This window comes from Clostridiales bacterium (genome assembly GCA_030016385.1).
GTDB lineage: Bacteria > Bacillota > Clostridia > Clostridiales > Oxobacteraceae > JASEJN01.
This window is the reverse complement of sequence record JASEJN010000010.1, coordinates 1-13,092: the sequence shown is the minus strand read 5'-3', so window position 1 is coordinate 13,092 and position 13,092 is coordinate 1. Positions and strand designations below refer to the sequence as shown.

The 13,092-nt window shown below is 40.6% G+C and carries 10 protein-coding genes and 1 riboswitch; of the genes, 9 read left to right on the top strand and 1 reads right to left on the bottom strand.

Annotated features, from left to right (window positions below):
- Positions 1-26: 26 nt before the first annotated feature.
- The 5 genes from glgB (at position 27) to QME45_03840 (ending at position 7,783) form a co-directional block, all read left to right on the top strand.
- Positions 27-1,961 carry a 1,4-alpha-glucan branching protein GlgB gene (glgB, locus tag QME45_03860; protein MDI6617800.1) on the top strand — a complete coding sequence of 645 codons (1,935 nt, stop codon included), beginning with the start codon at positions 27-29 and terminating at the stop codon, positions 1,959-1,961.
- A gap of 41 nt (positions 1,962-2,002) precedes the next feature.
- Entirely contained in the window at positions 2,003-3,193 is a 1,191-nt protein-coding gene (locus tag QME45_03855; GenBank protein MDI6617799.1) for a glucose-1-phosphate adenylyltransferase, read from the top strand.
- Positions 3,194-3,255: 62 nt separating this feature from the next.
- Positions 3,256-4,374, top strand: coding sequence for a glucose-1-phosphate adenylyltransferase subunit GlgD (gene glgD, locus QME45_03850; protein ID MDI6617798.1), 1,119 nt, complete (start codon positions 3,256-3,258; stop codon positions 4,372-4,374).
- Between the two features lie 12 nt (positions 4,375-4,386).
- On the top strand, positions 4,387-5,826 hold the full coding sequence (glgA, locus tag QME45_03845) for a glycogen synthase GlgA (GenBank protein MDI6617797.1): 1,440 nt from the start codon (positions 4,387-4,389) through the stop codon (positions 5,824-5,826).
- Between the two features lie 22 nt (positions 5,827-5,848).
- Positions 5,849-7,783, top strand: a complete 1,935-nt coding sequence (locus QME45_03840) for a glycoside hydrolase family 13 protein (GenBank protein ID MDI6617796.1) — start codon at positions 5,849-5,851, stop codon at positions 7,781-7,783.
- 82 nt (positions 7,784-7,865) lie between these two features.
- On the opposite strand, the gene QME45_03835 is transcribed toward QME45_03840, so the two are convergent.
- Complete coding sequence (locus QME45_03835; protein MDI6617795.1) at positions 7,866-8,168, bottom strand: hypothetical protein; 303 nt, start codon at positions 8,166-8,168, stop codon at positions 7,866-7,868.
- 373 nt (positions 8,169-8,541) lie between these two features.
- Positions 8,542-8,734, top strand: a riboswitch (cobalamin riboswitch).
- A gap of 226 nt (positions 8,735-8,960) precedes the next feature.
- Here QME45_03835 and nrdG point away from each other — a divergent pair.
- The 4 genes from nrdG (at position 8,961) to QME45_03815 (ending at position 12,998) form a co-directional block, all read left to right on the top strand.
- The gene (gene nrdG, locus QME45_03830; protein MDI6617794.1) at positions 8,961-9,452 is read left to right on the top strand and encodes an anaerobic ribonucleoside-triphosphate reductase activating protein; all 492 of its coding nucleotides are present in this window, start codon (positions 8,961-8,963) and stop codon (positions 9,450-9,452) included.
- Positions 9,453-9,504: 52 nt separating this feature from the next.
- The gene (gene nrdD / locus QME45_03825) at positions 9,505-11,742 is read left to right on the top strand and encodes an anaerobic ribonucleoside-triphosphate reductase (GenBank protein ID MDI6617793.1); all 2,238 of its coding nucleotides are present in this window, start codon (positions 9,505-9,507) and stop codon (positions 11,740-11,742) included.
- Positions 11,743-11,829: 87 nt separating this feature from the next.
- The gene (locus QME45_03820; protein MDI6617792.1) at positions 11,830-12,399 is read left to right on the top strand and encodes a GNAT family protein; all 570 of its coding nucleotides are present in this window, start codon (positions 11,830-11,832) and stop codon (positions 12,397-12,399) included.
- A gap of 2 nt (positions 12,400-12,401) precedes the next feature.
- Complete coding sequence (locus QME45_03815) at positions 12,402-12,998, top strand: GNAT family N-acetyltransferase (protein ID MDI6617791.1); 597 nt, start codon at positions 12,402-12,404, stop codon at positions 12,996-12,998.
- The last annotated feature ends 94 nt before the right edge of the window (positions 12,999-13,092 follow it).

Here is a 13,092-nt window from a genome sequence, read left to right as displayed (position 1 = left end):
AAGGGGGATTCATATTGGAAGATGCAATGGGTATAAGCGATTTTGAACTGTATCTATTTAAAGAAGGGACAAATCGCTACGCTTATCGCCTGTTCGGTGCCCATTTTCAAAATATCGGCGGGATTTATGGAGTAAGATTTTCAGTCTGGGCACCAAATGCAATAAGCGTAAGCGTCGTCGGAGATTTCAACGGCTGGGATGGCGGCAGGAATCCGATGGCAAGAATACGCGACACCGGAGTATGGGTTGCTTTTATTCCGAAAGTAAAAGAATACGATATTTACAAGTACCAGATACGGACAGCCGATGGGGAAACATTTTTAAAAAGTGATCCGTACGCGTTTTATTGTGAAAATCGTCCGCACACGGCGTCAAAAGTAGTAAGGCTTCAGGGATATGACTGGAAAGATGCTAAATGGCAGAATAAAAAAAAGGAAAAGGACAACTACGGCAATCCTATGCTCATATACGAAGTGCACTTGGGCTCCTGGAACAGGAAAAAGGATGGTGAGTTTCTTACATATCGTGAAATGGCCAAAGAACTTGTAGATTATGTATCCTATATGGGATATACCCATATAGAATTGCTTCCACTATCGGAACATCCCTTTGACGGTTCATGGGGATATCAGGTTACAGGCTATTTCGCCATAACGAGCAGATTTGGTACGCCTTATGATTTTATGTACTTTGTGGATAGGTGCCATCAAAAGGGTATAGGGGTAATACTCGACTGGGTTCCGTCCCATTTTGCAAAAGATGCCCACGGCCTTGTGAAGTTTGACGGCAGGGCATTATACGAATTCGAGGATCCGCTGCAAAGCGAACAGAAGCAGTGGGGCACCCTTAATTTCAACTATGGAAGAAAGGAAGTTGCAGCCTTTTTAATATCCAATGCCATATTCTGGATGGATGTGTACCATGTGGACGGGTTGAGAGTCGATGCTGTAAGCTCCATGCTTTATCTGGATTTCGGCAAAAGAGAAGGGGAATGGGTCCCGAACAGATATGGGGGCAGAGAAAATTTACATGCGGTGAAGTTTTTGAAAAACCTTAATGATGCCGTTTCAAAGGAATTTAAAAATGCCCTGATGATTGCGGAGGAATCTTCAACATGGCCAAATGTCACCGGCCCTACATATCTTGGAGGTTTAGGCTTTAGCTATAAATGGAATATGGGGTGGATGAATGATATTTTAAGTTATATGTCCACAGATCCGATATTCCGTAAATGGAAACATAATAACCTCACATTTTCTATGACCTATGCATTTTCTGAGAAATATATACTTCCCCTTTCCCATGATGAAGTTGTGCACGGTAAAAAGTCTCTCCTTAATAAAATGTATGGGGATTATAAGCAGAAATTCGCAGGCTTAAGAACGCTGTATGGATTTATGATGGCGCATCCCGGCAAAAAGCTGCTATTTATGGGCGGGGAATTCGGGCAGTTTATCGAATGGAGGTTTGACACCAAGCTTGATTGGAACTTATTGGGGTTTGAGATGCATTCAAAGATCCGCGAATATGTGAGGGACCTCAATCATTTTTACTTGAATGAGAGCTCTCTTTGGGAAAGGGACAACGGATGGGACGGGTTTAAATGGATAGAGCCGAATGATTTTGAACAGAGCGTTATCTCGTTTATAAGAATAGGAAAGGACCCTAAGAATATATTGATAGCCGTGTGCAATTTCACACCGGTAAAAAGAGAGAATTATCGTATCGGCGTTATATATCCGGGAGAGTATTGTGAAGCCTTAAGCAGCGATGATGTAAAATACGGAGGCTCCGGCAAAATAGATAGATCGAATATTATAGCCCAAAGTATACCCTGCCATGGGATGCGATATTCCATTAGCATTAAAATTCCCCCTGTATCAGCGGTATTTTTTAAACCCTTAAAGCTGTATGATGATTTATCCCTGAAATACAACGATGAAGCACAGCTGAAATCATAAACAGGGATAAAAGACCATGACAATAAGGAGGAATTATAGAAATGAGGCCAAAGGAATGTATAGCGATGCTTCTTGCAGGCGGCCAGGGAAACAGGCTTGGAGTTTTAACTAAAAATTTAGCCAAACCGGCCGTTCCCTTTGGGGGTAAATACCGTATCATAGATTTTACATTAAGCAACTGTGCAAATTCCGGCATAGATACCGTCGGCGTGCTGACACAGTACAGACCTCATAAACTGAATTCATATATAAGTACCGGCAGGCCCTGGGGATTTGACAGGCTGAACGGCGGTTCTTTTGTCCTTCCCCCATTTGTAAAGGGAAGCATTGGGGAATGGTACAAGGGAACAGCCGATGCGATATATCAAAACATCGAATTTGTCGAGCAATACAGCCCGCAATTTTTGCTTGTTTTGTCAGGAGATCACATATATAAGATGGATTATAATGCGATGCTTGAAAGCCATAAGGCAAATAATGCCGATGTGACCATCGCCGTCAAGAATGTGTCATTGGAGGATGCGGGCAGGTATGGGATCATGAATGCCGATAAAGACGGAAGGATATTCGAGTTTCAGGAGAAGCCGAAAGTCCCTAAGAGCAATAAAGCATCTATGGGGATATATATATTTAACTGGAAGGTATTAAAAGAATATCTGCTGGAGGATGGAAATGATAAAACTTCCGAACATGATTTCGGCAAGAATATAATACCTAAAATGCTGAGGTGCGGTCAGGCGGCGTTTATGTATCCTTTCGAGGGATACTGGAAAGATGTGGGGACCATAAGGAGTCTCTGGGAGGCCAATATGGACTTGCTTAAGGATCCTCCCATGTTTAATCTGTATGACCATTCATGGCCGATATATTGCAGGAATCACGGAGAACCTCCCCATTATATGGCATCCTGCGCCGATGCCAAAAATTGCATAATGACTGAGGGAAGCATTTTATATGGAAGCGTAATGAATTCGGTTGTTTCGACAGGTGTATTTATAGATGAGGGAACAAGAATAGTGGATTCGGTGATAATGCCTTATGTAAAGGTAGGCAAGGGCGCTGTTATTTTCAACAGCATAATTGCAGAGAAGGCATATATAAATGACAATTGCATAATAGGGCATGCCAATAAACTTCGAGGCAGTTTTCCGGAAATAACGGTTATAGGGGCAAACATGCAGATACCTGCCGGTGCAAGAGTGGGCGCGGATATTGATGAATGCGTCATATAACGAAAGGATGATTTTATATTTGAAGAATATTTATACATCTATAACGAAAGGATGTGTATTTTATGAATGCGGTTGGAATTATATATGCCATCGATGAAGGCATTGAACTTGGAGATATAACAAGGGAAAGAGCCGTAGCCTCAGTACCCGTAGGAGGCAGGTACAGGATGATAGATTTTGTCCTGTCGAACATGGTAAACTCGGGTATTCAGAGCGTAGGCATAATAATACAGAATCATTATAATTCTCTTTTAGTGCATCTCGGCTCGGGAAAGGAATGGGATTTGGATAGAAAGCGTGGAGGGCTTTTTATGTTTCCTCCTTATGCGAGCAACGGCAGAAACGGCTGGCATAATGGGAGCACCGATGCCCTGCAAAGCATAAGGAGGCTGCTCAAAAAGACAAAAAATAAATATGTGATTATTTCAGGAAGCAATGTCATATGCAACATGTTATATAATGATGCAATGAATTTCCATATTTCAAAGGGAGCGGATGTTACTGCCATTTATAAAGAAGACAAAAAATTTACGGCGGATGAACTTCGAAAGAATATAATAATACAAACGGATGAGGATGGCAGGGTACGGGACGCAAAAATAGAGCCTGCATTTTCCGAATCTTTCAAGGTACTTTTGAACATGTATATAATTGAAAAGTCCCTTCTTGAATATCTTGTGGATGAATGCCTGTCAAAGGGAAGCGGCGATTTTATAAAGGATATGCTTCTAAACAAACTCGATTCTTTAAAAATATACGGATACGGGTTTAAGGGCTACTCGGCAATCATCAATTCAATCATTGCATATTACAGGCATAATATGGACTTACTCGATCCTTCCATACGCAATGAAGTTTTTTTCAAATCCGGAATAATTTATACCAGGGTAATGGATGAGGTACCGGCAAAATATTCGTCCAACGCACGTGTCAGGAATTGTTTAGTCGCCGATGGCTGCGTGATCGACGGTGAAGTCTTAAATAGCGTATTATTTCGGGGAGTTAAAGTAAGCAGGGGAGCAAAGATTGAAAACAGCATAATAATGTCATACAGCGAAGTAATGGAGGATTGCATACTTCAAAATGTAATTTTAGATAAGGAAGTAATAATACGGAAGGGAAGAAAGCTTATCGGGCAGAAAAATTATCCTGTGGTTATAAGGAAAGAGTCGGTCGTTTAGGGGGAGATATATATGGTAAAAGTATTGATGGCATCATCGGAAGCGGCGCCTTTTGCAAAAACAGGCGGCCTTGGGGACGTGGCGGGTTCGCTGCCTAAATACATCATAAAAAATGACGTGGATATAAGGGTGATAATGCCGTTGTACAAGACGATACCTCAAAGTCTTAAAAAAAATATTTTCTACAAAACCAATTTTTTTGTAAATCTGGGATGGAGAAGACAGTATTGCGGCATATATGAATGCACTTATAACGGCGTAAGGTTTTACTTTATAGATAATGAATATTATTTCGGAAGGGATAGGATTTACGGATATATGGATGACAGCGAATGCTTTGCTTATTTTTGCAGGGCAGTGCTCGAAGCACTGCCATATCTTGATTTTATACCGAATATAATCCACTGCAATGACTGGCAGACGGGGATGATACCTGTGCTTTTAAAGGCAAAGTACTGCTCGATCGGCCTTTATAAAAAAATACGCACGCTTTTCACAATCCATAATCTTAAATATCAGGGCATATTTCCAAAGTCGATACTTGGAGATATTTTAGAACTTGGCGATGAGTATTTCACTTATGATAAGCTTGAGTTTTATGGAAGCGTAAGCTTTATGAAAGGTGCCCTGGTATATTCGGATATTATAAATACCGTAAGCCCGACATATGCATATGAAATACAATATCCGTACATGGGTGAAAGGTTGGATGGCCTGCTGAATGCAAGAAAAAAAGATCTGTATGGCATATTAAACGGTTTGGACTATGATGAATACAACCCCGAGACTGATAAGAATATATTTGCCAATTATGATGAAAACAATATCGCGGGGAAGACAGCCGATAAATTGAAGCTTCAGGAATACTCGGGGCTTGACGTATCTGCTGATAAACCCGTTATCGGAATCGTATCCAGGCTTGCTTATTCAAAAGGATTGGATCTTGTCATAAATGTTTTTGAAAGGCTCATGGACCTTGATGTACAGCTTGTGGTGCTCGGCGTGGGAGATGAGGCATATGAGGACTTCTTTAAGGGCGCTTCCCTAAAATACAAGGGCAAAGTTTCGGCGAACATAGTATTCGATAATGCCCTCGCCCATAAGATTTATGCAGGGTCCGACATGTTTTTGATGCCGTCATATTTTGAACCGTGCGGACTTGGTCAGATTATTGCATTAAGATATGGCTCGATACCAATAGTACGTGAGACTGGCGGACTTGTGGATACCGTGCTTTCGTATAATGAATTTACAAATGAAGGAAACGGATTTAGTTTTACAAACTTTAACGCCGATGACATGCTTTATACCATAAAAAGGGCGTTGGGATTCTATCATGAAAAAAAGATATGGAATGAGATTATGAGAAGGGCTATGGGATGTGACTTTAGCTGGGATAAATCGGCTTCCATCTATGTTGAGCTTTACAATAAGCTTATTTCTTTCAATTGATGGAAATATTGATGCGCAGGCGGTGATCTTCTTGATATTTCATGACTCACAGGACTTATTCTATAGAAATCCGTTTGGGGCGGTGCCGTGCGGCCAAAACATTATTATAAGATTGAAAGCAGATACGAAAATAAAAGTGCAGTCGGCTATGTTGCGGAAATGGACGGATGAAAATGGTGAAGAAAAATTTAATATGGAATGTATGAATGGGAATAGCAAAATATTTGAAGTTAATATAAAGGCTCCGGACGAGCCCTGCGTTTTATGGTATTATTTTATAATTCATGTTTCAGACAGGATTTACTATTACGGAAACAACAGTATGCATCAGGGAGGCGCGGGGGAAGTATACGGGCATGAGCCTGATTCGTACCAGATAACCGTATATAAAAGAAGGTTTTATACGCCTGGTTGGTTTAAAGATGGCGTTATGTATCATATATTTGTAGATAGATTTTGCAATGGAAACAGGAACGGGGAAATACTAAACAAGAAGGAAGGCCGCATAATACATAAAAATTGGAGTGAAATCCCATATGCAGCGGGTGAGAAGAACTTAAACAACGATTTTTTCGGAGGAAATCTTCTTGGCATTATAAAAAAACTCCCTTACCTCAAGGAACTCGGGATAGATGTCATCTACTTAAGCCCCATATTTGAATCTCCTTCGAATCATAAATATGATACAGGTGACTATATGAAGATAGATCCTATGTTCGGCGATAATCGGACATTTAAGATGCTGTGTGAAAAGGCGAAAGATCTCGGGATTTCGGTGATACTCGACGGCGTATTCAGCCATACAGGCAGCGACAGCGTTTATTTCAATAAGTTTGGACATTATGATTCCAAAGGGGCGTATCAATCGAAGGATTCACCCTATTACCCATGGTATAATTTTATCGAATATCCTGAAAAGTATGAATGCTGGTGGGGGATAGACAGTCTGCCGAATGTAAATGAACTTGAAAAATCATATCAGGATTTTATATTATTCAATAGAGACAGCGTAGTCAGATACTGGATGCATCTCGGGTGCAGAGGATGGAGGTTGGATGTGGCCGATGAGCTTCCGGACGGATTCCTTAAAAATATGAGGACAGTAGTCAAGGGTGAGGATCAAGATGCCGTGATAATAGGGGAAGTGTGGGATGATGCATCAAACAAGATAAGCTATGGAAAAATGAAGGAATATCTGCTGGGGGACGAATTGGATTCTGCAACAAATTATCCCCTCAGATTTGCGGTAATCAAATTTTTTATGAATGAATGGGACGCTTTACAGCTACACAAATGTATTATGAGCATATATGAAAATTATCCAAAATGCGTTTTTTATTCAATGATGAATTTTCTCGGAAGCCATGATACGGTAAGGATTAGGACGGTTTTCGGGGAAGCCCGCTGTGAAGATGTATCTAAAAAGGATGCCGGGTCGGTAAAATTGAGCCTGGATCAGAAAATCCTTTCACTAAGAAGGCTCAAGGCGGCGGCCTTATTCCAGATGGCATTTCCCGGAGTGCCATGTATATATTACGGAGATGAAGTCGGAGTTGAAGGATGCGGAGACCCGTTTTCACGGGGTACTTACCCTTGGAAAGACGGCGATATGGAGCTATACAAATGGTACAGAAATATCATATCCGTAAGGCATAGGGTTTCCGCCCTTCGCACAGGCTATTTCATTCCAGTTTATCATAGCGGCAGCGTTTACGGGTTTATAAGGACAATCAAAAATGGAAAGGATATATTCGGCCAAAAAAGGGAAAATGGCTTTGCGGTAATAATATTTAACAGCAGCATAAGGGATAAAAAACAGGTAAACATAGACATGAACAAATGGGGTATAGAAAAGCTGCATGACGTGCTTCATGACAATAAGGAAATCAGGACAAACGGCGGACATCTGTCGGTGAGCCTTAATCCCATAGAGGGAAAGCTGCTGATTGGAAGTTGATCGTTTATTACAGCCAAAAGCGGTTGGCATATGCCAGCCGCTTTTGGCTGCTTGTAAAAAAGGATAAAGGCAGCCTGAAGCATTAAAGCATTACCTGTAAGTCGTCGATTTTTCTTCCCTGGAAGACTAATCTTTTAAAATATCCTGATGCCGTGGAATTCCTTGAAGAGGAAGTATTGATCGATATGGCTTCCCAGCCGTGCATACCAAGTATCCCTATGATCTTATAGTATGGATTGGTATTTTCAGATCTGCTTTTTTTCAATGTCGGCAGCTCCCTTAAAATAATCCCTGTCGGGCTGAAGTAGGTAATCTTGCACATCCAGTTGTTGTCATTTGAGCATGAAACATCGAGGTAGCAATATTCCCACTGCTGATTTTCCAATAAGGTTTCCTCCCTTACATATTGCCTTTACTTACATTATTACGAATAATGCGCCGTATTTGTTACAAAAATTTACGAATGTCCCTTCCGTAATATTCTTTAAAAATAAAATCCTGCTTTCGGGTGTATATAAATTATTTGAAGAATATTATGGAAAGAGCAATTAGCGGAAAGGCTTTAGAGTCTGTTAACGAAGTTTTGGATAAGCAGAATCAATGTCTGAGCGTAGCGAGTTTTGATTCTGCCCAAACGAGTTTACAAACTCTATATACTTAGAGCTTGGCGATTGGAATAATATTCTTTAAATATTACACACTGCGTTTTTTGCTGACTTGTATTTTGGAAAATACTATAATATAATTAATGTTGAAAATTGAATATGACACTTTATGGTGCTGCTATTAATATAGCAGTCAAAAGGGAAACCGGTTGAATACCGGTGCGGTCCCGCCACTGTAACAGCGAATCCGGCTGTTTTTATGCCACTGCTTATTTATAAAATGGGAAGGCAATAGCCTGGATGATGACCTGGAGTCAGGAAACCTGCCATGAAGTATTAAAAAGCTGCTGCTTACGAGGATAAGGGGATGCTAAATGATGATTTGATTAATTAGAATATAATCATATTCATATATATTAGATAGATTATATTCTGTAATTTGTGAGCCTTTTTCCTAATGAAAAAGGTTTTTTTATTTCATGGGAAACATGATGGGCGGAACAAATTGTGTTTCCGCCGGAGCGAAATTTTCATCCTTTATTTACTGGATGATGCGGGGAGGTGTTAAATATATGGATATATATCTGGCATCGGATATAAATAATTCAATAATAGAAAGTCTGACAGACGGGACAGGCATAAGGCTTGTCATTTTCACATGTGGATGTATTCATCACTGTCCGGAATGCCAGAACCCGAAATCGTGGGATATAAAAAACGGTGTCAGGATTCCGGTAGTAAAAGTTGCCAATTATATTATAAAGAAATTATATGAAGGGGATTTTGACGGCATAACCCTTTCGGGGGGAGACCCTCTCTACCAGAGCGATGCGATTCTTGAGCTTCTTGTGATATTGAAGAATAAAATAAAAAGCCTCAATATATGGTGTTATACAGGATACCTGTATGAAGAGGTAAAAAATTTGAAGGCTATAAAATATATAGATACTCTGGTCGATGGCCCTTTTGAAAAGGACAAGAAATTCCCGAAGAAAAAATTCAGAGGCTCCTGGAACCAGAGAATACTTCATCTTTCAAATGGCTCCGTAGTGATGGAAGAGTAATATATATTGCATTTTTAATTGGCCGGCTCGTAAATTAAAGGAGGTAGTTTCGTTGATCAGGAATATTGTTAAAAGAGATGGCAGGGTAATAGATTTTGACAGCAGAAAAATATATAATGCCGTATTGAAGGCTTTTGCAGATAGACGCGGGTGTGCCGGTAAGGAAATGCCCGAGAAGAGGGAAGAGAGCAAAAAAAATGCTGCCGCTGTTACGGCAGAAGTGATGAGAAGGCTTAATCTCGAGGGCAATAAGACAGTTGAAGTGGAACATGTACAGGATATCGTCGAGAGGGTGATATCAGAGCTCGGATTCTTTGATATCTCAAAGAAGTATATATTATACAGAAACAAAAGATCCATTGAAAGAAAAAGGAAAGAGAGAGTATATAGAAGGATATCGGATATAATCAAGGTAACGGATAGGGAAAATGCAAATGTCGGTAACGGCCCTTCGAGCAAGCTCTTGCAAATTGCGGAAACTGCGAGCAGGGATTATTCGGAATCATTTCTTACAACAGAAGATGTAAAAAAAGCCATGGATGACAATTATATTTATCCGCACGATTATTCGTGGTTTGGAGTAGGGACTACCACATGCACATTCATAAAGCTGAGCCGGCTGCTGAATGACGGGTTTAATACAGGCCATGGATTTATACGCCCTCCAAAAAGGATAAAAACCGCCGCACAATTAGCCTGTATTATATTCCAGGCGAATCAGAACGATCAGCATGGGGGCCAGGCCTATGGTTTCTTTGACCGCGATATGGCTAAATATGTGAGCTTGGAGAGGCAATGGCAGCTAAGACAGCTTAATAGGACTTTTGAAACACTGGGCATCGTTGAGGACGGGGAAAAGATATATGAAATCGCAGACAGGTATGCAAGGGAGGAAACATTCCAGGCAATGGAATCTCTTGTACATAACCTCAATTCCATGCACAGCCGTGCAGGGGCCCAGGTGCCGTTTACAAGCATCAATGTAGGCACGGACACATCCGAAGACGGAAGAATAGTCACCGAGTCGCTCCTTAAAGCTTATGAAAACGGATTGGGAAAAGGCGAGCAGGCGCTGTTCCCAAATATAATATTCAAGATTAAAAAAGGGATAAACTGGGAAGATGGAACTGCAAACCACGACCTTCTAATGTATGCTTTAAAGGTTTCATCAAAGAGGTTGTTCCCTAATTATGTATTTGAAGACTGCTCTTTATTTAAGGGTTTCCCTACGGATGTTCCCGTAATGGGATGCCGGACGATTGTCGCATGGAACAGGCACAAGGATGAGGAGCATCAGACATGTGAGGAGAGGGGCAACGATTCATTCACTACCATAAATCTTCCGGGAATAGCATTAAAATCCAGACTTTATGTAAAATATACTCCGGAAATAGAGTCCAAATTTAATGAGATTTCAAAGAAATACGGCATATGCATGTCTGAAAAATTCAAAGACAATAATGTGCTGAAAACTTTTTTTACAGAGCTTGATTATTATGCGGATCTTGTAATCGAACAGCTGCTTGAGAGGCTTGCTTACCAGTCAACATTCGTCAAGGAGGATTTCCCGTTCCTTATGAGCGAAGTATGGATGGGATGCAGGGATTTAAAAAATGGTGAAACTGTGGGGGATGCAATAAAAAACGGCACGCTTGGCACCGGATTTATCGGCCTTGCGGAGGCCCTTTACTCTCTTGCCGGCTCCCACCACGGAGAGAGCAGCGACGCCGACAGTCTAGGATATGAAATAATCAAGTTTATGAGAAAAAAAGTGGATGAGGCATCAAGAAATAATGATCTTAACTTTTCGCTTCTTGCGACTCCTGCGGAAGGCCTCTGCGAGAAGTTCGTGGAAAAGGACAAGATGAAGTTCGGCATTGTCAAGGGTGTTACGGACAAGGCATGGTATACGAATTCATTTCATGTCCCTGTTGAATTCACCATCTCCATATTCAAAAAGATCGGGATAGAAGGCAAATTCCATCACCTATGCAACGGAGGGCATATATCATATGTTGAGCTCAAGGAGGCTCCATTGGATAATACCGAAGGAATGTACAGCATTTTGAAATGCATGGAGAAAAACGATATGGGATATGTAGCCGTCAATTTTCCTGTGGACAGATGCAGAAAATGCGGCAATACAGGCGTTATCGAAGGGAGCTGCCCAATATGCGGAAGCGATGATATATCGAGGATAAGGCGTATAACGGGATATCTCGCGGAGCTTTCCAATTTCAACCATGCAAAGAGGGAAGAAGTGAAACACAGGCTGCCTCATGGGATGTAATGCCATAAAACAACTGCGCATAATCATTTGCTTTTATGTTATAATGATAGGTAATATTTTACTGATTTATTGAAGGAGGAGTTTAATATGTACTATAAAAAAATGATAGGTCAAAAATGTTATCTGTCACCCATTGACGTCGATGATTATGAAAAATATACAAAATGGCTCAGCGATATGGAAGTGGCGGCTGGGATGCTTTTAGCGTCAAAATTGATAACGGCCTCGAAAGAAAAGGAGATTTTAGAGAGGCTGTCGGTGAGCGAGTATAACTTTGCCATTATAGATTTGAAAACCGACAGGCTTTTGGGAAATTTGGGATTCCCTAAAATGGATTATATAGATAGAAACGCCGAGGTAGGCATTTTTATCGGCGACAAAGAATACTGGGGCAAGGGTTACGGTGCCGATGCGCTGAGGCTTGCATTGGATTTTGGATTCAATATATTGAATCTTCATAATATACGTCTTAAAGTTTATTCATATAATAAGCAGGCTATTTCCTGCTACAAAAAAGTAGGATTCAAAGAAGCTGGGCAAATAAGGGAAGCCAAGGAGATAGCTGGCAAAAGATATGATGAAATATATATGGATATGCTGGATAAAGAATATGAATCCATATACGTTAAAGGAATTATCGATAATAAAGAACTGTGATTATGGACAATATCGGATATATTACCGGACTTGTCTCGAATTCTATGTTTAATTATCCATTATGCCGTTATTTTTTTCCCGACAAGGAAAGGCGCAGAAGGCTTCTCCCTGAAGTTTTCAATGTTATGGTCAAATATGGCTTTCGCTTCGGCGATATATTCATCTCATCCGATCTAATAGAAGGTGCTGCGATTGTAGGGCCTCCCGGAAGCAAGAAATTTTCAAATTTTACTGCGGCAAAATGCGGAGGCCTTTTGCTTCCCTTTAAATTCGGCATTCCGGCACTTGATAGAATAAATAATTATCAGACATATGCCGCAAAGATCCATGAAAAATATGCGCCTGATTATAGCGTCCATCTCATGCTTCTTGCAGTGGCTCCTTCAATGCAGGGAAAAGGCTATGGAAGCATTTTGATAGGGAAAGTCCTGTCGGAATGCAGAAGGATAAAGGCTTCATGCTATCTTGAAACCCAGAGTGAAAATAATGCGGTCCTTTACAGTCATTTTGGCTTCAATGTCGTATACAAAGGCTTAATCCCCGAAACCCACATAATGAATTACGCAATGGTCTTTTCGCAATACTCTTCGAATCGCTGATATTTTTTTCTGCTTATCTTAAAACCAATGTCTATTTTCATTTTTTTGATTCGTAATATGAGCTCTATGTTATTTTGAGCACTCATTCGTCGCT